19 protein-coding genes are annotated in these 20,059 nt (G+C 35.9%); 13 read left to right on the plus strand and 6 right to left on the minus strand.

Going from position 1 to position 20,059, the window contains the following annotated elements; genetic code table 11:
• Positions 1 to 66: 66 nt before the first annotated feature.
• Both LPC21_RS09330 and LPC21_RS09335 read right to left on the minus strand, forming a co-directional pair.
• A complete protein-coding gene (locus LPC21_RS09330) occupies positions 67 to 1,104 on the minus strand; it encodes an RluA family pseudouridine synthase (protein WP_229316896.1) in 1,038 nt (345 codons plus the stop codon).
• Positions 1,094 to 1,714, minus strand: coding sequence for a PASTA domain-containing protein (locus tag LPC21_RS09335; protein ID WP_229316897.1), 621 nt, complete (start codon positions 1,712 to 1,714; stop codon positions 1,094 to 1,096). Before LPC21_RS09335 ends, LPC21_RS09330 begins: the two co-directional genes overlap by 11 nt.
• Positions 1,715 to 1,920: 206 nt before the next feature.
• On the opposite strand from LPC21_RS09335, the gene LPC21_RS09340 reads away from it, so the two are divergent.
• The 3 genes from LPC21_RS09340 to LPC21_RS09350 are packed head-to-tail and all read left to right on the plus strand — an operon-like array spanning position 1,921 to position 3,997.
• On the plus strand, positions 1,921 to 2,892 hold the full coding sequence (locus LPC21_RS09340) for a D-alanine--D-alanine ligase (RefSeq protein ID WP_229316898.1): 972 nt from the start codon (positions 1,921 to 1,923) through the stop codon (positions 2,890 to 2,892).
• Between the two features lie 10 nt (positions 2,893 to 2,902).
• Entirely contained in the window at positions 2,903 to 3,361 is a 459-nt protein-coding gene (gene coaD / locus LPC21_RS09345) for a pantetheine-phosphate adenylyltransferase (protein ID WP_229316899.1), read from the plus strand.
• 57 nt (positions 3,362 to 3,418) lie between these two features.
• The gene (locus tag LPC21_RS09350; RefSeq protein WP_229316900.1) at positions 3,419 to 3,997 is read left to right on the plus strand and encodes a PhnA domain-containing protein; all 579 of its coding nucleotides are present in this window, start codon (positions 3,419 to 3,421) and stop codon (positions 3,995 to 3,997) included.
• 91 nt (positions 3,998 to 4,088) lie between these two features.
• Here the strand turns inward: LPC21_RS09350 and LPC21_RS09355 are convergent, their stop codons facing one another.
• A complete protein-coding gene (locus tag LPC21_RS09355; RefSeq protein ID WP_229316901.1) occupies positions 4,089 to 5,432 on the minus strand; it encodes a DEAD/DEAH box helicase in 1,344 nt (447 codons plus the stop codon).
• Between the two features lie 113 nt (positions 5,433 to 5,545).
• Here LPC21_RS09355 and LPC21_RS09360 point away from each other — a divergent pair, with 113 nt between their 5' ends.
• Positions 5,546 to 7,276, plus strand: coding sequence for a M14 family metallopeptidase (locus LPC21_RS09360; protein ID WP_229316902.1), 1,731 nt, complete (start codon positions 5,546 to 5,548; stop codon positions 7,274 to 7,276).
• Positions 7,277 to 7,333: 57 nt separating this feature from the next.
• On the opposite strand, the gene rho is transcribed toward LPC21_RS09360, so the two are convergent.
• Complete coding sequence (rho, locus tag LPC21_RS09365) at positions 7,334 to 9,019, minus strand: transcription termination factor Rho (protein WP_229316903.1); 1,686 nt, start codon at positions 9,017 to 9,019, stop codon at positions 7,334 to 7,336.
• A gap of 183 nt (positions 9,020 to 9,202) precedes the next feature.
• Here rho and LPC21_RS09370 point away from each other — a divergent pair, with 183 nt between their 5' ends.
• The 3 genes from LPC21_RS09370 (at position 9,203) to LPC21_RS09380 (ending at position 12,133) form a co-directional block, all read left to right on the plus strand.
• Positions 9,203 to 9,616 carry a DUF4293 domain-containing protein gene (locus tag LPC21_RS09370; RefSeq protein WP_229316904.1) on the plus strand — a complete coding sequence of 138 codons (414 nt, stop codon included), beginning with the start codon at positions 9,203 to 9,205 and terminating at the stop codon, positions 9,614 to 9,616.
• 135 nt (positions 9,617 to 9,751) lie between these two features.
• On the plus strand, positions 9,752 to 10,414 hold the full coding sequence (locus LPC21_RS09375) for a response regulator transcription factor (RefSeq protein WP_229316905.1): 663 nt from the start codon (positions 9,752 to 9,754) through the stop codon (positions 10,412 to 10,414).
• A 21-nt stretch (positions 10,415 to 10,435) separates the two neighbouring features.
• On the plus strand, positions 10,436 to 12,133 hold the full coding sequence (locus tag LPC21_RS09380; protein WP_229316906.1) for an ATP-binding protein: 1,698 nt from the start codon (positions 10,436 to 10,438) through the stop codon (positions 12,131 to 12,133).
• On the opposite strand, the gene LPC21_RS09385 is transcribed toward LPC21_RS09380, so the two are convergent.
• Positions 12,130 to 12,627 carry a metallophosphoesterase family protein gene (locus tag LPC21_RS09385; protein WP_229316907.1) on the minus strand — a complete coding sequence of 166 codons (498 nt, stop codon included), beginning with the start codon at positions 12,625 to 12,627 and terminating at the stop codon, positions 12,130 to 12,132. The two genes, LPC21_RS09380 and LPC21_RS09385, sit on opposite strands and share 4 nt — an antisense overlap.
• A 134-nt stretch (positions 12,628 to 12,761) precedes the next feature.
• Here LPC21_RS09385 and truA point away from each other — a divergent pair, with 134 nt between their 5' ends.
• From truA to pepT, 6 genes are all read left to right on the plus strand, one after another.
• The gene (truA, locus tag LPC21_RS09390; protein ID WP_229316909.1) at positions 12,762 to 13,502 is read left to right on the plus strand and encodes a tRNA pseudouridine(38-40) synthase TruA; all 741 of its coding nucleotides are present in this window, start codon (positions 12,762 to 12,764) and stop codon (positions 13,500 to 13,502) included.
• Between the two features lie 11 nt (positions 13,503 to 13,513).
• Positions 13,514 to 15,268, plus strand: a complete 1,755-nt coding sequence (locus LPC21_RS09395; protein WP_229316911.1) for an ABC transporter ATP-binding protein — start codon at positions 13,514 to 13,516, stop codon at positions 15,266 to 15,268.
• 134 nt (positions 15,269 to 15,402) lie between these two features.
• Complete coding sequence (gene lpdA, locus LPC21_RS09400; RefSeq protein ID WP_229316913.1) at positions 15,403 to 16,791, plus strand: dihydrolipoyl dehydrogenase; 1,389 nt, start codon at positions 15,403 to 15,405, stop codon at positions 16,789 to 16,791.
• 94 nt (positions 16,792 to 16,885) lie between these two features.
• Positions 16,886 to 17,800: a cysteine synthase A gene (gene cysK / locus LPC21_RS09405; protein ID WP_229316914.1), complete on the plus strand. Its 915-nt coding sequence runs from the start codon at positions 16,886 to 16,888 to the stop codon at positions 17,798 to 17,800.
• Between the two features lie 127 nt (positions 17,801 to 17,927).
• Positions 17,928 to 18,377 (plus strand): endo-arabinase, encoded by a 450-nt coding sequence (locus LPC21_RS09410; RefSeq protein WP_229316915.1) that lies wholly within the window; start codon positions 17,928 to 17,930, stop codon positions 18,375 to 18,377.
• A 100-nt stretch (positions 18,378 to 18,477) separates the two neighbouring features.
• Positions 18,478 to 19,719: a peptidase T gene (pepT, locus tag LPC21_RS09415; protein WP_229316916.1), complete on the plus strand. Its 1,242-nt coding sequence runs from the start codon at positions 18,478 to 18,480 to the stop codon at positions 19,717 to 19,719.
• Positions 19,720 to 19,767: 48 nt separating this feature from the next.
• Here the strand turns inward: pepT and yajC are convergent, their stop codons facing one another.
• Positions 19,768 to 20,040 carry a preprotein translocase subunit YajC gene (gene yajC, locus LPC21_RS09420; RefSeq protein WP_229316919.1) on the minus strand — a complete coding sequence of 91 codons (273 nt, stop codon included), beginning with the start codon at positions 20,038 to 20,040 and terminating at the stop codon, positions 19,768 to 19,770.
• Positions 20,041 to 20,059 lie beyond the last annotated feature (19 nt).

Below are 20,059 nucleotides of genomic sequence, written 5' to 3' on the forward strand. Positions count from 1 at the left end.
ATATTTTAAAATTCATGATTTTAATTAATTTGAATTTAAAGTAAAAAGCCCCAATCGAGGCTTTCTTTATTCTTCTTCCGCAGTATGCGATTTAGAGTAATTTCTCCAACGTTCCAAACAATCAGTAAAGTCAACTGGCAATTCGGTGTCAAATCGCATCATCTCGCCCGTATTCGGGTGAATAAAGCCCAAGGTCTTTGCGTGTAAAGCTTGTCTTGGCAACGCCTTGAAACAGTTGTCTATAAATTGTTTGTATTTGGTAAACGTAGTTCCTTTCAATATCAAATGACCGCCGTAGCGTTCGTCATTAAATAAAGGGTGTCCAATGTGTTTCATGTGGGCACGAATCTGGTGCGTACGGCCCGTTTCCAGTTGGCACGAAATCAAAGTCACATACCCAAAACGCTCCAATACTTTGTAATGTGTAATGGCAGGTTTCCCAATTTCGGGATCATCAAAAACCGCCATTTGCATGCGGTCTTTCAGGTGTCGTGCTAAATTACCCTCAATGGTTCCGGCATCATTGGCGACATTCCCCCAAACCAAAGCCATGTATTCTCTTTCGGTTGTTTTGGCTTCAAATTGTTTGGCTAAATGCGTCATGGCTGCTTCGGTTTTAGCAATCACTAACAAGCCCGAAGTATCTTTATCAATACGATGCACCAAGCCCGGACGCTCACTGCTGTTCATTGGTAAATTTTCAAAATGAAAAGCCAAGGCATTCACTAAAGTCCCGGTATAATTCCCGTGTCCAGGATGCACGACTAAACCCGGCTCTTTGTTAACCAGTAACAACGCCTCGTCTTCGTACACAATATTCAAGGGGATATTTTCAGGCAAAACATGATTTTCAAAAGGTGGATGCGATAACATCACCTTAATCACATCAAACGGCTTGACTTTGTAATTGGATTTTACAATTTCGTCATTGACAAAAATGTTCCCACTATTCGCCGCATTCTGAATTTTATTGCGTGTCGCATTCGGGATTAGTCCCATCAAGTATTTGTCAATTCGCAAAAAGGCTTGCCCTTTGGGAACTTCAAATTTAAAATGCTCAAATAATTCGTCTTCTAAGTCGAAGGATTCGGTATTATTGCTCATCTACTGGAGTATCTTCTGTAGTTGTAGCGGTACTGTCCACCTGAACTTCCTCTTCATAACTCATTTTTCCATCTCCTAAAACTAAATCAATTTTAGACGATTTCATTACGCGCTCTCCGGGTTTTAAATTACGCCCTTTGTAACGCATCGCTAATACCATATCTTTTCCTAAACTAGGCTCATACGTTATCGTTCCTTCTTCTAAACCAATGGCTTTCAATGTAGGAACCGCCTCACGGTAGGTTTTATCAATCAAATCAGGCAACTTCACTGATGAATAACCCGAAGCGTTAATTTTAATATATACTTTTCGACCCACTTTCACTTTCGTTCCAGGCAATGGATCTTGCTCAACCACAGTAAAGGCAGGATAATCACCTCTAAAATCAACACTATCCAAGAGCACATAATCCAAATCCAACTCGTCCAGCTTGTCTTCTACTTGTTCTTCGGTTAACTTACTCAAATTCGGCACTGCAATTTCATGACCGTGATCGGTTGTAAAAGTCAACCAATGCATAAACAAATAACCCAAAACAGCAATAATAGCTAGTGCAGCTAAAAATTGACCGAAAAACACTCGACTTGTTAGATACTTACGTAAACTCATAAATTTATTTTTAGTAGCCACAAAGATAAACCTATTTCGTTTCAAAAAAAATGATAATTTTGTTTACTAGTTGGTCAGGAGCTTTTTCCCGCTATCCGCTCTATCTTTTTTTGGCCAAAAGCCAAAAAAAAGGATGTCGCTTCTATCGGGGCTAAGAAAAACGCTACACAGCTATTGCACTAAAATAAAGACTTAAACCATTTTAAATGAAAAACATTGCCATCATCATGGGCGGCTATTCTAGCGAATACAAAATATCCCTAATTAGCGGAAACGTCGTATACCAATTCTTAGACAAAACTAAATTCAACGGATTTAGAATCCATATTTTCAAAGAAAAATGGGTCTATGTAGATGCTAATGATACCGAATTCCCTATTGATAGAAATGATTTTTCAGTAACTGTTGATGGAAAAAAAATAATTTTTGATTGTGTTTTCAATGCCATACACGGTACTCCCGGTGAAGACGGCTTGATGCAAGCCTATTTTGAATTACTTGGTATTCCGCAAACCGCTTGCGATTACTATCAAGCTGCCTTAACTTTCAACAAACGTGATTTACTGTCCGTTTTAAAACCCTACGGCATCAAAACTGCAACTTCCTATTATTTGAACAAAGGCGATCTAATCGATACAAATGCTATTGTAGCTAAAGTAGGTTTGCCTTGTTTTGTAAAACCCAATAAAGCCGGTTCTAGTTTCGGAATCTCTAAAGTGAAAACCGCTGCTGAGTTACCAATAGCTATTGAAGTAGCTTACAAAGAGGATAACGAAATCATCATCGAGAGTTTCTTGGATGGAACTGAGGTCTCTGTTGGGGTGATCAATTACAAAGGCGAAATTACCGTGTTACCTATTACCGAAATTGTTTCTGAAAATGATTTCTTTGACTACGAAGCCAAGTATTTAGGAAAATCTCAAGAAATTACACCAGCACGCATTTCAGACGAGATGACGCAAAAAGTAGGCGAAATTGCGAAACGTGCCTACAAAGCTTTAAAAATGAAAGGCTTCTCACGTTCTGAATTTATTATTGTAGACGGCGAACCGCATATGTTAGAAATGAATACTATTCCCGGTTTAACCACCGAGAGTTTGTTGCCACAACAAGCTAAAGAAGCTGGTATTTCATTAGAAGACTTGTTTTCTAATGCCATCGAATTGGCTTTAGCCTAAACCCAACACCATGAGAAAAGCCATATTTCCAGGTTCGTTTGACCCCATTACCTTAGGCCATCAAGACATCATCAACAGAGCCTTGCCTTTGTTTGACGAAATCGTGATTGCAATTGGTGTCAACGCCGATAAAAAATACATGTTTTCGTTAGAAGAAAGAAAACGTTTCATCGAAAAAACCTTCCAAAACGAACCTAAAATTTCGGTAATTACTTACGAAGGATTGACCATTGATTTGTGTCATAAAATCAACGCTAACTTTATTTTACGCGGTTTGCGCAACCCAGCCGACTTCGAATTTGAAAAAGCTATTGCGCACACCAACCGACGTTTGTCTAAGATTGAAACCGTCTTTTTGTTAACAGCTGCTAAAACTTCCTACATCAGTTCAAGTATTGTACGCGATGTGATTCGCAATCATGGCGAATACAAACTATTGGTTCCTGAAGCCGTAAGAGTCAATAAGTAATAGTACCAAAATTTGTGAAAGGCGCTATTTAGCCTTACTTTCGCCAAAAAATCAACAATGAGTTTAGATAGAGAATTAAACAAACGTAGCGGAGGTCAATGTGAATTGTGTGCTGCTACTGAAAACTTAAAAGTATATACCGTTTTACCTACTCAAAAAGGAGGTATTGACGAAAGCGTTTTTGCTTGTGCTACTTGTGTAGACCAAATTGAAAATCCAGATAACGTGGATTTGAACCACTGGCGTTGTTTGAACGACAGCATGTGGAGTGAACAAACTGCGGTTCAAGTGGTAGCTTGGAGAATGTTAAGCCGTATGCGTGCAGCGGGTTGGCCACAAGAATTATTAGACATGATGTACCTTGACGAAGATACTTTAGCTTGGGCGCAAGCCACTGGCGAAGGGGAAGATGACGAAAACAAAATCATTCACCGTGATAGCAATGGGGTGATTTTGGAACACGGCGATTCTGTGGTTTTAATCAAAGACTTGAAAGTGAAAGGATCCAGTATGGTGGCAAAACAAGGAACTGCGGTGCGTAACATCCGTTTGGATCATGAGAATGCCGAATACATTGAAGGAAAAGTCGATGGACAACAAATTGTAATTATCACACAATACGTGAAGAAAATATAATTTTCGTTTACACCAAAATAAAAAACGTCTTGAGAAATCAAGACGTTTTTTTTATTCTTCGTAAATCAAATATCGTAAATGGTACATGAAATTATTCTTCTTTCTTAATCACTTTTCGAGCGACTTCAATTTTGAACTTCTTCCCTTTCATTTTCTCGTCTCTCACGTTTTGAAGCAAGTCTTTCACTTTGTTGAATTTGACCGCTGCAAACGAAATAAAATCTTTCACTTCAATCAAACCTAAGTCGCCTTTTTCTAATTTTCCTTTTTGCGAAAAGAATCCCACAATATCAATTTTGTTCAGTTTGTTCTTCTTTCCTCCACTGATATAAATCGTTTGGAATTCAGGTGGTTTAGGTAAAGTTGTAGCCGAATCAACTTTCAACACATCCATACCGTAATCCAAATACTCCATTTTTTTCTCCGATTCATGTGCAATAATATAAGCCGTTCCAGAGGATTCCATACGAGCCGTTCGACCATTTCGATGGGTAAACTCGTCCTCTTTTAAAGGCAAATGGTAATGAATTACGTGTTTCATTTCAGGAATATCCAATCCACGCGCAGCTAAATCGGTAGTAATTAAATAACTCACACTACCATTTCTAAACTGAATTAAAGCACGCTCACGTTCGTCTTGATCCATTCCACCATGGTAATAGGTCGCATAAATTCCTTTAGTATTTAAAGTGTCACTAATGCGTTCTGCAGCATCCCGATGATTGCAAAAAATAATGGCTGCTTGCGATTTCAATGAACAAATCAATTGAAACAAAGTATTGATTTTATCTTTCTCTTTGGAAACCACAAGTTTCAAGCTCAAATTGTTCTCCTCCTGTGTTTCAGGAATAAAATCCAAAACGGTTGGATTGACTACACGAGTGTATTTTGGAATTTCAATATCCGAGGTTGCCGATACCAAAACGCGTTTGTTCAATTTGGTTAATTTGCCAATGATAAAAGACATTTGCTCATGGAACCCTAATTGCAAGGATTTATCAAATTCGTCTAAGATCAAGGTTTGAATTTTATCCACTCGAAAAGTCCCTCGATCTATATGATCTGCGATTCGACCAGGCGTACCAATCAACACCGCTGGTGGATTACTTAAGTTTTTAATTTCGGTATCAATGGAGTGCCCGCCGTAACAAGTATTGACTTTATAATCGGTTCCCATTTTTTTCCAAACTTGTTCAATTTGCAACCCTAATTCGCGAGAAGGAACTAAAATCAAACATTGCACCGAAAGAATTTCGGGTTGTAATAATTCGAAAATTGGCAATAAAAAAGCCAATGTTTTTCCTGAACCTGTTGGCGAAAGCAATAAGACATTGTTATCGTTTAGAATAGCATCTTGTGCTACTTCTTGCATTTCATTCAGACGTTCAATGCCTAAATTCAGGAGTATGTTGTTGGAATGGTGTTTTGTATTCATGGCGCAAAGATAGCGCTTTGGTTTGCGAATTAGAAAGTCCAAGTCTTTATTTGATTGTTTTTCGTAACTAAAAGTAAAAAAGCTACATTTGATATTTATAAAAACTACCAAAAATGAGATTTTTAACGACGCTTTTATTCTTGTGTTCCTTGACTATTTTGGCACAAAACAATACTAAATACAACACCTATTTCGAAAAAGGAAACGGCAATCAATCGGCTACTTATCAAGAGACCATTGCATATTTTCAATTATTGGCCCATGATTTTGAAAGCATCGACATGAAAACAATGGGGTTGACTGATAGTGGCGAACCCTTGCATATAGTCACTTTTAATCCGGATGCGACTTTTGACTTTGAGGCTATTCAAAAAAACAAAGCGGTACTATTAATCAATAACGGAATTCATGCAGGAGAGCCTGACGGGATTGATGCTTCGATGCAGTTCTTTAGAGATTTGGCATTAGGCAAAATAAAAGCGCCTAAAAATACTGTAATTGTGTGCATACCGGTATATAATATTGGCGGTGCTTTGAACAGAAACAGTTCTACAAGAGCCAATCAAAATGGACCAGAAGAATATGGTTTTAGAGGTAATGCACGTAACTATGATTTGAATCGAGATTGTATCAAATCAGATACACGAAACACCAAAAGTTTTGTTGAAATTTTCCATTTAACTAACCCAGATGTGTTTATTGACAACCACGTGAGTAATGGTTCGGATTACCAATACAAACTCACCTACATCATGACAGAGCCGAGTAAATTAGGAACTGTTTTAGGTTCGTATTTAAAGACTGAAATGATGCCTCGTTTGGTTTCCGATTTAAAAAAGAAAAAAATAGAAACAACTCCCTATGTAAATACCTTTCATGAAACTCCTGACCAAGGATTTGCGCAGTTTATGGACAGTCCGCGCTATACGACGGGCTATACTTCCCTATTCAATTCCATCGGATTTATAGTAGAAACACATATGCTAAAAAAATATAGCGATCGTATCAAAGTAACTTACGAATTCATGCAATCTACTTTAGCATTCACAGATGCCAATACTACCATCATCAAACAAAAAAGAAAAGAAAACGAAGCGCAATTTCAACCGAATCAAAACTATACCCTACAATGGGAAGTAGACCAAAATATCCAAGAACCTTTTACTTTTTTGGGCTATGAAGCGGGCTATAAAAAAAGTGATGCTACAACTGGACAACGTTTATATTACGACCGAACTAAAGCGTTCAAAAAAGAAGTGCCTTTCTTTCCGCAATACAAATCAGTAAAAGATGTGACCATTCCGAAATCTTATGTCATTCCGCGTGGATTTTGGCACGTAATTGAACTTCTAAAAAGTAATGGAATTGACTGTCAAACCATTCAGAAAGACACCCTAATTGATGTAGAAAGCTACCGAATTGTAGACTTTAAAACAACAACTTCAGCTTACGAAGGGCATTATAATCATCGCAATACTGTGGTGAAAACAACAACGAAAAAAATAGCTTTCGCCAAAGGAGATTATATCATTCCAACCCAACAAAAAGGCATCAAATACATTTTGGAAACACTAGAACCCGAAGCGGTTGATTCCTATTTTAATTGGAATTTCTTCGATCCTATTTTACAACAAAAAGAAGGCTATTCCGATTATGTATTTGAAGATACTGCAGCGCAGTTACTTAAGGATAGTCCGAAATTAAAAAGTGAGTTGGAAGCAAAAAAACAAACAGAACCCGATTTCTTAAACAATCCAAAAGCACAATTGGATTGGATTTACAAACAGTCAGTGTATTACGAAAAAGCGCATTTACAATATCCTGTTTACCGAATTAGCAATTAAAAAAAATACCCCAAATCGCAATAACGTTTTGGGGTATTTTTATAGGGTACTTAAGAATTAATCATTCATTGAAATCAAAAATTCTTCGTTATTTCTAGTCTTTTTGAATCGGTCATTGATAAAATCCATCGCTTCCACAGGGTTCATGTCGGATAGGTATTTACGCATAATCCACATACGTTGTAAAGTTTGCGGATCTAACAATAAATCATCTCTACGTGTACTTGAAGAGGTTAAATCAATCGCTGGGAAAATACGTTTGTTTGCAATTTTTCTATCCAATTGCAATTCCATATTACCTGTTCCTTTGAATTCCTCAAAAATAACCTCGTCCATTTTAGAACCCGTTTCAGTCAATGCAGTAGCAATAATACTTAATGAACCACCATTCTCTACATTTCGAGCCGCTCCAAAGAAACGTTTTGGTTTTTGTAGCGCATTTGCATCTACTCCACCACTCAATACTTTTCCTGAAGCAGGTTGTACCGTGTTGTAAGCACGAGCTAAACGAGTAATCGAATCCAAAAGAATGACTACATCATGTCCACACTCTACAAGACGTTTGGCTTTTTCCAAAACGATATTGGCAATTTTAACATGTTCTTGAGGTTCTCTATCAAAAGTAGAAGCAATTACTTCGCCACGCACACTGCGTTGCATATCGGTTACCTCTTCTGGACGTTCGTCAATCAAAAGAACAATCAAATATACTTCAGGATGATTCGCAGCAATGGCATTGGCAATGTCTTTTAATAACATCGTTTTACCCGTTTTGGGTTGCGCCACAATCATTCCACGTTGTCCTTTCCCAATTGGTGAAAACAAATCAATAATTCGAGTAGAAATAGTACTTTGTTTATCGGCCAATTTGAATTTTTCTTTTGGAAAAACAGGTGTTAAATGTTCAAATGAAACGCGATCACGAACTACTTGAGGATCATGTCCATTGATTTTCAAAACGCGCACTAATGGGAAGAATTTCTCTCCCTCTTTTGGAGGACGAACAACACCTTTAACAGTATCACCCGTTTTTAGACCAAACAATCGAATTTGTGAAGTAGATAAATAAATATCATCTGGCGAAGCCAAATAATTATAGTCAGAAGAACGCAAAAAACCGTAACCGTCTGGCATCATTTCTAACACTCCTTCACTTTCAATAATTCCGTCAAATTCATAATCCGAATGTCCAAAATTATTTTTCTTATTCTTTAGGTTGGAATTTTGATTTCCGTTCCCGTTTTGATTAGGGTTTTGGTTTTGTTTATTTTGTTGATTAGGATTTACTTTTCTATTGTTTGCTGGAGCTTCCGTAATTTCTTTATCAGTAGTTTCCAATGGCAATTCTTGTTCACCTTCATTAGCAATTGAACTTTCTTTTTTTGCCATTTTTTGCTCGTAAGCTGTTTTACTGAATTTGACCACTTTTGGTCCTATATTTTCAGCCGCTTCAACTGGAGCGCTAATGGCGTCTAAAGATGGCGAATTGGCAACAATTTCATTATCTATAGTTTGGGTCTGAATAGTTCCTTTTTTAGCAGGAAGTATTCTAGCTCTTTTGGGTTTATCAGCATTTACATCTCCTGATGCATTTTCTACAACTGAAGAGGTTGCTTGTTGCTCTAAAATTTGACTAATCAAATCTTCTTTTTTAACGCCCGCAAACTTTATGGTTTTAGCTAATTTAGCAATGTCTTGAAGCTCAGAAAGCTTCATGTTTTTTAATGCAGAAATATCAAACATGAATGTTCTTGTATTTAATTTGTTTTTTTGGAAATGAAATGTGAGAAATAAGTAGAAACTTTTTTTGGATTGTCCGCAAGATGAAGTGCTTACGATTTAGTCATGCAATAATACGAATATTTTTTTATCTCACAATAGTATTTCTAAAAAAGAAACTTTATTTTTGTTGAAGATTTATTGAAAATGATACAAAGAATTCAAACCTTATATTTAGTACTATCCTTCATCATTACGGGAGTTCTTCCCTTTGTTTTTCCTTTATGGTCAACAGTTGATGGAAAAGAGTATTTATTCATGCAAAATCAATTGTATGTAATTCTTTTTGGTTTGAGTACTACCTTAAGTTTACTAAGTATCATTTCGTACAAAAAGAGACAACATCAATTTGTAATAGGCAGATTGAACATCATATTAAATTTAATTTTATTAGGATTATTTGTTTATCATTCACTAAACTTATCCGGAGAGACTCCTGCAGTTTCAGAGAAGGGTATTGGGATGTTTCTACCTATCTTGGCTATCGTATTATTAGGTTTTGCTAATAAGGCCATCAAGAAGGATGAAGATCTTGTAAAATCTGTGGATCGATTGAGATAAACCTATAAACTTAGTTTATTAGTGCGAAAAAAACCCGAATGTAACAATTCGGGTTTTTTATTTGCAATCAATTTTGAAAGAAAAAGAAAAATTTGTCAAATTTTCTTACATTTGAAAACAAGACAATCCAAAACTATGGAAGATACAATCAAAATTTACTTAGCCGATGACCACCAGGTACTACTTGATGGAATTCATAGTTTATTAAATACCATTCCAAACTTTGAGGTTGTTGGATTTTCACTTAATGGAACCAATCTCTATCAACAAGTAATTGATTATAGTGCTGAAATTTTAATTTTGGACTTAAACATGCCCGAAAAAGATGGTATTGAAGTGATTAAAGAATTTTCTCAAAAAGGAATTCCATGTAAAGTAATTATTTTGTCCAGTTTTGATGATTTAAAACTAATCAAAGAAGTGATGCGACTCGGAGCCAGCGGTTATTTAACAAAAAAATGTGCTGGAGAAAATATTGTAGAAGCCATTCATGCCGTACATAATGGAGAAGATTATTTTTGTAACTCTGTGAGAGAAAAAATATTCCATTTAGTTACCAAGGATAACCAAAAGGTAAATCATAACTTTACACTTGCCAATACTATTTTAACTGATAGAGAATTAGAAATAATTACGTTAATTTCCTTAGAACTGAGCGGAAAAGAAATCAGTGAAAAGTTATTTATAAGCACCAATACTGTAGAAACACATCGTAAAAATATTATGAAAAAAATTGGAGCGAAAAACACGATCGGTTTGGTGAAATATGCTATTGTTAACAATCTTATTATTCCCTAACACCTATCTAATATTCAAATTATGTCATTAAATAGGTATCGGTCTATTATTTTACTCTTCTTTTTATTGCATGGAATGAGTGTTTTTTCGTTTAAAAAAACACCTTCAAAAGAGGAAATTGGCCTAGAATTAAAGAGCGCAATTCATTTGATGCGCGAAGGAAAATATGATCAATCGTTAATCAAATGTAGGCATATTTTACGTTATGCTATTTTTTTAAACGATTATGATTTGATAGCGTCTACCTATAATACCATTGGTGGTAATTTTGATTTGTTTTCTAATCCGGAAAAATCATTTTTTTATTACAACAAAGGTTTGATGTATGCTAATAAAACTAAAGATTCAAAATTAAAAAACTTACTACATAATAATTTAGGCAACATTTATTGCTTCGACAAAAAAGAATATAAAAAAGGGATTAATCATTATAAAAAGTCTTTAGAATACAGTGCAATAGCAAAAGATTCGTCTCAGTTACTTCTTACCAATCTCAATATTGCTTGGGCCTTTTTTGATATTAAAGAGTTTGATCAAGGTTACCCTTACCTTCAATTTGTAAATAAATATCACGAAAAACATGGTAGTGACATGACTATTGTAGCAATAAACATGTTAAATGCTATTTATCATGCCGACAAACGAGAGAGTTCAAACGCCGAATATTATTTTAATAAAGCCATTCGTCTTGGAAAGACTAGCAATGAAAAATTTGATTTAGCATTGACACACCAAGAATATGCAAACTATTTAAAATCAATAGGGAATTATAAAGATGCTTTTGAAAACTTGCTTTTATACAAGACCATTACGGACCAAATCAATAATGAAGAGAAGTTAAATAATGCTAGAACAGAAGGTTTAAATCTTGAAATTGAAGAATACAAAAGAGAAGTCCAAAAAATTGAAGCGCAATATAAAACCCAACAAGAAGTTTTAGCTCAAGAAAAAACTATGACTAGAAGAAAATTCTTCGCAATAATTTCAATTTTTCTAATAAGCATTGTGCTTTTCTACCTTTATATACAAAATTCCAGATTAATTCAAAAAAACAGATTGAATGGGCTACGAAATAAATTACAACAAAACATCATTAATGCTACGCTCACTGGCCAAGAGATGGAACGTAAAAAAATAGCGTACTTTTTACACGATAACATTAGCGCATTGTTATCTACTGCTGGTATTCATTTGAGCATCATAAATTCAAAAAGCGATCAGAAAAATGAGGAACTGACAAAAACTATAACCATTCTAAATGAAGTACACGAAAAAGTTCGTGATTTATCACATGAATTAATTCCGGCACTATTAGTTCGATTTGGATTATTTTATGCTGTTGAGGATGTGTGTGAAAAGAATTCTAATTCAAAATTACAAGTAGAATATGAAAGTTCCATTGAGAAAGAAAAACGATTTGCTGACGAATTTGAAATTAAAATTTTCTTCATCATTTCAGAATTAATTAATAATATTATCAAACACAGTAATGCCTCCATCGCCAAAATTTCAATTGATCTAAATCAGGACCAACTACAGATTAAAGCTTTTGATAATGGAAAAGGTTTTGACACGAAACAATTCAATACTGCAGAAGGTTTTGGTATCAACCAAATAAAATCAAGAATCAACGGTATGAATGGAAAATTTATAATCGATTCAAAATTGGATATGGGCACCATCATCACAATTGAGGTTCCAATACCGTCAGAAAATTAGACTCTTTTTTCAATCTCTATAATTTCTAGGTCTTGAATTGCTTCACCATTAATTACGAAGCGTAACATCGTTCTCACTTGATGGAAACCGCTTTTACCGGCTGCGCCTGGATTCATATGTAGCAAATTCAATTTTTTGTTGAACTGCACTTTTAAAATATGAGAATGTCCGCAGATGAATAATTTAGGGGGATTGCGTTCTAATTCGGCTCGAATAGCAGGATTGTATTTCCCTGGATAACCACCAATATGGGTCATCCAAACCGAAACTCCTTCGCACAAAAAACGTTCGTGTAATGGGAATTCCAAACGAGCTTGCGCATCATCAATATTACCATAAACCGCTCGTAAAGGTGTTACTTTTTTAATCGCGTCCGTAACTGACAAGTCTCCAATATCTCCAGCATGCCAAACCTCATCTGCTTGAGCAACATACTTTAAAATAGTATCGTCAATATGACTATGAGTGTCCGAAAGCAAGAGTATTTTTTTCATATTGAAGGTAAATAACAAGGCCAAAGTTACAAACATAAAAGACGATAAAAAAGTCTGGACGAACTTCCTGTTTTTAGGCTTTGCTCTACCTAAAAACTTTGTACCTTTGGGGCTTAACTCTGTGTCGATTCAACTTGAGATATTTTATACATTTAGCTTATAACGGAACCTCGTATCATGGCTGGCAAATTCAGCCAAATGCTGCTTCTATTCAAGAAACTCTGAATAAAGCATTTTCTGTTTTGCTTCAATCTGAAATTAATTTAATGGGCGCAGGTCGCACTGACACTGGTGTTCACGCCAAAGAAATGTATGCTCATTTTGATTTTGAAACTACTTTTGATATTTCGAATTTGGTGCATAAACTCAATTCCTTTTTGCCAAAAGACATAGTTATTTATGATATTATCCCTGTTCACGAAGAAGCACATACTCGATTTGATGCTACAAAAAGAACCTATGAATACCATATTCACCAATTTAAAAATCCATTTTTAGACGACTTAAGTTGGTATTTTCATCAGCATTTGGATGTGGACTTGATGAATGAGGCCGCCAAGTTATTATTCAATTACACCGACTTTGAATGTTTTTCGAAAGTCAACACCGATGTAAATACCTTTGATTGTACTATTTTTGAGGCCTACTGGAAACAAGAAAACGACCATTTAATTTTTACCATTTCAGCTAACCGATTCTTGAGAAATATGGTGCGATCTATTGTTGGAACTCTAGTAAATGTTGGTCTACACAAAATTACTTTAGACGATTTTACCAAAATTATAGAAAGCAAAAGCCGAGATAAAGCGGGATTTTCAGTACCCGCACAGGGTTTATATTTAACAAAAATAGAGTACGATTACATTAGCAAATAGCTTATATAAATATGAAAGCAAAAGCATTCGATACACGATTATTCAAACGAATTTTACAATACACTAAACCCTATCAGTTGCGTTTTAGAGGAGTAATTGCGTTTGCGATTTCGCTTTCTGTTTTTGCAGCCTTGCGTCCTTATTTGTTAAAGCAAACTGTTGACGGTTACATTAAAACACACGATCAGCAAGGATTATTATTGTACATCAGCCTTATGGGAATTGTGTTGTTAGCCGAGGTGTTTTCGCAATATTACTTTGTATTATGGGCCAATTGGTTGGGACAAGACATTGTGAAAGATATTAGAACCAAATTATTCAAACACATTTTGAGCTTCCGAATGAAGTACTTTGACCATGTGCCTGTGGGGCAATTAGTAACGCGTTCGGTTTCGGATATTGAAGCTATTGCGCGTATCTTCAGTCAAGGACTGTTCATGATCATAAGCGACTTGATGAAAATGGTGGTAGTGCTGTTCTTTATGTTTTATATGAACTGGAAACTAACTTGGATTGTTATTGTTGCGATGCCGATTTTAGTTTTTTTTACTCGAATATTCCAACGCAAGATGCAAGTGGCTTTTGAAGAAGTACGAAATGAAATTGCCAATATGAATTCCTTTGTTCAAGAGCGTGTTACGGGAATGAAAATTGTGCAATTGTTCAATCGAGAGAACATTGAATTTGATAAGTTTAAAAACATCAACGACAAACATAGAAAAGCTTGGATTAAAACCATTTTGTACAACTCCATCTTCTTCCCTATTGCCGATATTATTTCGTCATTAACCTTAGGATTTATTGTATTGTATGGTGGATTTAAAATATTAAATGGAGATTCGTTTACCACCTTTGGCGATTTGTTTTCATACACCATGTTCATTGGAATGTTGTTCAATCCGCTACGCCAAATTGCAGATAAATTCAACGAAATGCAATTGGGCATGATTGCTGCCAATCGAGTGTTTGATATTTTGGATACCCAAGACCAAATACAAGATACGGGGACAATTGAAGCCCCTCTTTTTGATGGCAATATTGAATTTAAAGAGATTCATTTTGGATATGTTCCCAATGAAGAAGTGATAAAAGGAATTGATTTAGAGGTAAAAGCGGGTCAAACCATTGCGATTGTAGGTTCTACAGGGGCAGGCAAATCTACCATTATCAATTTATTGAATCGTTTTTATGAAATCAACAGTGGGTCGATTTATATTGATCATCAAAACATCGAAAATTATACTTTGGAATCACTGCGCAAGCAAATTGCAGTGGTTTTGCAAGATGTTTTCTTATTCGCCGACACCATTTACAACAATATTACTCTCAATAATCCAGCAATCAGTCGCGAAGAAGTTTTGGCTGCCGCCCAAAAAATTGGGGTTCATGAGTTTATTATGAGTTTACCGGATAATTATGATTTTGATGTCAAAGAACGTGGTGTTATGTTGTCCTCTGGGCAACGCCAATTGATTGCTTTTTTACGTGCTTTTGTAAGCAACCCAAGTATTTTGATCTTGGACGAAGCTACTTCCTCAATCGATACCTATTCTGAAGAATTAATTCAGCGTGCTACCGAAACCATTACCAAAGGCAGAACTTCCATTGTCATTGCTCACCGATTAGCCACTATTATGAATGCTGATAAAATTGTAGTAATGGATAAAGGGTTGATTGTAGAACAAGGCATACACCAAGAACTTATCAAGAAGGAAAGTGGTTATTACAAAAACTTATACGATTCGCAGTTTTCGGCAGCTAATTAAAAAGGTATACGGGTTTATTTTTAGTTGTTTTTTTGAAAATTTGTTAGTTTTCGACTTTATCGGTTTGAAAATTTCACAAAACAGAATAATTCCTTAAATTCGCAGCATCAATTAATAGAGATAAAATTATACACATGAAATACGATATTATTGTTTTAGGAAGTGGACCTGGAGGATATGTTACTGCTATCCGAGCTTCTCAATTAGGCTTTAAAGTAGCTGTTATCGAAAAAGAAAATCTAGGTGGAGTTTGCTTGAACTGGGGATGTATCCCAACGAAAGCTTTATTGAAATCGGCTCAAGTTTTTGATTATTTAAAACACGCTTCTGATTACGGATTGACTGTTTCATCATTTGATAAAGATTTCTCAGCGGTGGTAAACCGTTCAAGAGGAGTAGCTGATGGAATGAGCAAAGGAGTTCAATTCTTGATGAAAAAAAATAAAATCGACGTTATTGATGGTTTTGGTAAAATCAAACCAGGCAAAAAAGTAGATGTAACTGATAAAGACGGCAAAGTAACTGAATACAGCGCAGATCATATTATTTTGGCAACCGGAGCGCGTTCTCGTGAATTACCTAATTTACCACAAGATGGTGTAAAAGTAATTGGATACCGTCAAGCAATGACTTTACCAAAGCAACCTAAATCAATGATTATTGTTGGTTCAGGAGCTATTGGAATTGAGTTTGCTCATTTTTACAATTCCATGGGAACTGATGTGACTATTGTAGAATTTATGCCCAACATTGTTCCTGTTGAAGACGAAGACATTTCGAAACAAATGGAACGTTCTATGAAAAAAGCAGGAGTTACTATTATGACTAATGCTTCTGTAGAAAAAATTGATACTTCAGGAAAAGGCGTTAAAGCATTTGTAAAAACAGCCAAAGGTGAAGAAGTGTTAGAAGCTGACATTTTACTTTCTGCGGTGGGTATCAAAACCAACATTGAAAACATCGGTTTAGAAGAAGTAGGTATTGCTACAGATAGAGATAAAATCTTAGTCAATGCTTACAACCAAACTAATATCCCTGGTTATTACGCTATTGGAGATATTACTCCAGGACAAGCTTTGGCTCACGTTGCCTCAGCAGAAGGAATTAACTGTGTGGAAAAAATTGCAGGATTACATGTTGAACCAATTGATTACGGAAACGTTCCTGGTTGTACTTATGCTACTCCAGAAATTGCTTCGGTTGGATTAACTGAAAAAGCTGCCAAAGAAAAAGGATACGAATTGAAAATTGGTAAATTCCCATTCTCAGCTTCAGGAAAAGCAAAAGCTTCTGGTGCTGCAGATGGATTTGTAAAAGTAATTTTTGATGCGAAATACGGAGAATGGTTAGGATGTCATATGATTGGAGCTGGAGTTACGGATATGATTGCGGAAGCGGTTGTCGCTCGTAAATTAGAAACAACGGGACACGAAATCTTAAAAGCGATTCACCCACACCCAACCATGAGTGAGGCGGTAATGGAAGCTGTAGCAGATGCCTACGGGGAAGTAATTCACTTGTAATTCACATACCAAATATCTATTATATACCCCGATTGATGCATTCTCTCGGGGTTATTTTTTACCAATATTTATACACCAATTTAAAATCAACATCATGCAATACAACAACATTTTAGAAACTATTGGCAACACGCCACACATCAAAATAAACCGACTTTTTGGTGAAAACAAAAACGTTTGGATCAAACTGGAACGAGCTAACCCAGGGGCAAGTATCAAGGACAGAATTGCATTAGCCATGATCGAAGATGCTGAAGCAAAAGGATTATTACAAAAAGACAGCACTATCATTGAAGCAACATCTGGAAATACAGGAATTGGTTTAGCCATGGTCGCTGCAGTAAAAGGTTACCGATTAATTTTGGTAATGCCCGAATCGATGTCAATAGAAAGAAGACGCTTGATGAGCATTTACGGCGCTGAATTTGTTTTGACTCCTCGTGAAAAAGGGATGAAAGGTGCTATTGAAAAAGCACAAGAATTGACTGCTGAGATTCCACACGCTTGGTCGCCTTTACAATTTGAAAATCCTGCCAATATAGAAGTTCATAAAAAAACTACCGCTCAAGAAATTATTAAAGCTTTTCCAAATGGATTGGACTATTTGATTACCGGAGTAGGAACTGGAGGACACATAACGGGTTGTGCTGAAATATTAAAAGCGCACTACCCTAACCTAAAGGTTTTTGCTGTAGAGCCTGAGGCCTCTCCAGTAATAAGTGGAGGGTCTCCTGCTCCTCACCCAATTCAAGGAATTGGCGCTGGATTTATCCCAACCAATTTGCATACCGATGTTTTGGACGGAGCCATTCAAGTGAGCAAAGATGACGCTTTCAGTTATGCACAACGAGCAGCAAAAGAAGAAGGAATTTTATTGGGTATTTCTTCAGGAGCTTCTTTAGCAGCTGTTGCCAAAAAAATAAAGGATATTCCGGCTGATGCAACGGTACTTACTTTTTGTTACGATACAGGAGAACGTTACTTGAGTATCGAAGGTTTATTCGAATAAATCCACTTTGATCATAAACACAATCCGATTGTTGAAAAGCAGTCGGATTTTTTATTTCAGTAGTTGGTAGAACCTGTAAAATTGAGTATCTTTCGTTGGAACAAACTACCCCCTAACCTCCCCGATTATGAAATGGAAAGTCATATTAATTGCAATCATTTGTTTCTCTTCTAACACCTACAGCCAAAAGAGTAAGGAAGAAATAGCTATCAAAAAATTATTAGAAAAAGAATCGGCCACCTGGCGTGCCAAAGATGTTCAGGGACACACTGAATGTTGGCATATTCAACCTTATAGCCGAATTTTAGTTTCATTACCTAATGGTCAAACTATAGACGTACCGCCTACTGCAATGCAAAACGAAAAACCCGAAAGTATGGGTAATGGTGGGTTTGCAGTAAATTCAAATTATAAAATGAGTATCAACAAAAATAATGCTTGGGTTAGTCATGACGAACTCTCCACCGATGCTGAAGGAAAAAGAACTTGGTCTTATGAAATCCGATTGTTAGAAAAAATTAAAGGACAATGGAAATTGGTAGGACAATCGCTCCACATCTACAAACGTGAAAATTAATTTGACTCATAACTATGCAAAGAAAAATTCAACCTTGGTGTTGGATTTTTTCATTTTAGAACGCTTGTAAAATGTCTATATTTGTTTAAAATAAAATAGCATGCAACATATTATAGATAGATTCATTAGTTATGTCACCATTGACACCGAATCCGATCCCAATTCAACAACAACTCCAAGTACACCTAAACAATGGAATTTAGCAACCCAACTAGTAGAGGAGTTAAAAACTATTGGTTTGCAAGACGTCACCATTGACGATAAAGCCTACATCATGGCAACACTTCCGAGCAATGTCGATTTCAAAGTTCCTACCATTGGTTTCATTTCGCATTTTGATACTTCTCCTGACTTCACTGGTGCTAATGTAAATCCGCAAGTAATTCCAAATTACGATGGTGGCGATATTGTATTGAATTCGGATAAAAATATCGTTTTGTCGCCAAAATACTTTAAGGATTTACTACAATACAGAGGACAAACATTAATTACTACAGACGGAACTACACTTCTAGGTGCCGATGACAAAGCGGGAATTACTGAAATTGTAACTGCTATGGAATACCTAATCCAACATCCCGAGATTAAACACGGAAAAATACGTATTGGATTTACCCCTGACGAAGAAATTGGACGAGGAGCGCATCATTTTGACGTAGACCAATTTGGTGCTGATTGGGCCTATACAATGGATGGAAGCCAGGTTGGCGAATTGGAATATGAAAATTTCAATGCGGCTGGAGCCAAAATAACCTTCAAAGGCAAAAGTGTACATCCTGGTTATGCCAAAGGCAAAATGATCAACTCTATGTTGATTGCTAACGAATTCATTAATGCCTTACCAAAAGGAGAAACCCCAGAAGAAACGAGAGGATATGAAGGATTTTTCCATGTGCATCATCTTAGTGGAAGTATAGAAGAAAGCGTTGTCGAATTGATTATTCGAGATCACAACAAAACAAAGTTTGAAAAGCGTAAAGCACTAATCGAAAAAATCACAAAAAAAATTAATAAAAAATTCGCCAAACAATTTGGTGAAAATATTGCCATTGCTGAAATCAACGACCAATACTACAACATGAAAGAAAAGGTTTTGCCTGTTAAACATATTGTCGATATTGCCGAGCAAGCCATGAAAGAAGTAGGAATTAAACCACTCATTAAACCCATCCGCGGAGGAACTGACGGTTCGCAATTGTCATATAAAGGACTACCTTGCCCTAATATTTTTGCTGGTGGACATAATTTTCATGGAAAATACGAATATGTCCCTGTGGAAAGCATTCAAAAAGCTATTGAGGTCATTGTCAAAATTGCAGAATTAACCGCAATCCGAAAATAATCCATAAAAAAAGCTCCCGATTGGGAGCTTTTTTATTTTGTTTTGCGATTATTTTTTATTCAAAGCAGCGCTCATTTCCATTGAAATAGCAGAACGCTCCATTTTTAATTTTCCTGACATCGTTTCGACAACTACAGTAGTCTCTGCCAATTCAGCAATTTTACCATGAAGTCCGCTTTTAGTGATAATTTTATCCCCTACTTTTAAGCTACTTTCAAATTCCTTTTCAGCTTTGGCTCTTTTTTGTTGTGGTCGAATCATAAAGAAATAGATCACTACAAACATTAATAAGAACGGCGCAAATTGACTTAATTGTCCCATAATTGTATTTTATTATTGT

This window comes from Flavobacterium ammoniigenes, from assembly GCF_020886055.1.
Lineage (GTDB): Bacteria > Bacteroidota > Bacteroidia > Flavobacteriales > Flavobacteriaceae > Flavobacterium > Flavobacterium ammoniigenes.

Coding starts and splice junctions, on each gene's coding strand:
- LPC21_RS09330 (WP_229316896.1), bottom strand. CDS start 1,104: ATGAGCAATAATACCGAATCCTTCGACTTAGAAGACGAATTATTTGAG.
- LPC21_RS09335 (WP_229316897.1), bottom strand. CDS start 1,714: ATGAGTTTACGTAAGTATCTAACAAGTCGAGTGTTTTTCGGTCAATTT.
- LPC21_RS09340 (WP_229316898.1), top strand. CDS start 1,921: ATGAAAAACATTGCCATCATCATGGGCGGCTATTCTAGCGAATACAAA.
- coaD (WP_229316899.1), top strand. CDS start 2,903: ATGAGAAAAGCCATATTTCCAGGTTCGTTTGACCCCATTACCTTAGGC.
- LPC21_RS09350 (WP_229316900.1), top strand. CDS start 3,419: ATGAGTTTAGATAGAGAATTAAACAAACGTAGCGGAGGTCAATGTGAA.
- LPC21_RS09355 (WP_229316901.1), bottom strand. CDS start 5,432: ATGAATACAAAACACCATTCCAACAACATACTCCTGAATTTAGGCATT.
- LPC21_RS09360 (WP_229316902.1), top strand. CDS start 5,546: ATGAGATTTTTAACGACGCTTTTATTCTTGTGTTCCTTGACTATTTTG.
- rho (WP_229316903.1), bottom strand. CDS start 9,019: ATGTTTGATATTTCTGCATTAAAAAACATGAAGCTTTCTGAGCTTCAA.
- LPC21_RS09370 (WP_229316904.1), top strand. CDS start 9,203: ATGATACAAAGAATTCAAACCTTATATTTAGTACTATCCTTCATCATT.
- LPC21_RS09375 (WP_229316905.1), top strand. CDS start 9,752: ATGGAAGATACAATCAAAATTTACTTAGCCGATGACCACCAGGTACTA.
- LPC21_RS09380 (WP_229316906.1), top strand. CDS start 10,436: ATGTCATTAAATAGGTATCGGTCTATTATTTTACTCTTCTTTTTATTG.
- LPC21_RS09385 (WP_229316907.1), bottom strand. CDS start 12,627: ATGAAAAAAATACTCTTGCTTTCGGACACTCATAGTCATATTGACGAT.
- LPC21_RS09395 (WP_229316911.1), top strand. CDS start 13,514: ATGAAAGCAAAAGCATTCGATACACGATTATTCAAACGAATTTTACAA.
- lpdA (WP_229316913.1), top strand. CDS start 15,403: ATGAAATACGATATTATTGTTTTAGGAAGTGGACCTGGAGGATATGTT.
- cysK (WP_229316914.1), top strand. CDS start 16,886: ATGCAATACAACAACATTTTAGAAACTATTGGCAACACGCCACACATC.
- LPC21_RS09410 (WP_229316915.1), top strand. CDS start 17,928: ATGAAATGGAAAGTCATATTAATTGCAATCATTTGTTTCTCTTCTAAC.
- pepT (WP_229316916.1), top strand. CDS start 18,478: ATGCAACATATTATAGATAGATTCATTAGTTATGTCACCATTGACACC.
- yajC (WP_229316919.1), bottom strand. CDS start 20,040: ATGGGACAATTAAGTCAATTTGCGCCGTTCTTATTAATGTTTGTAGTG.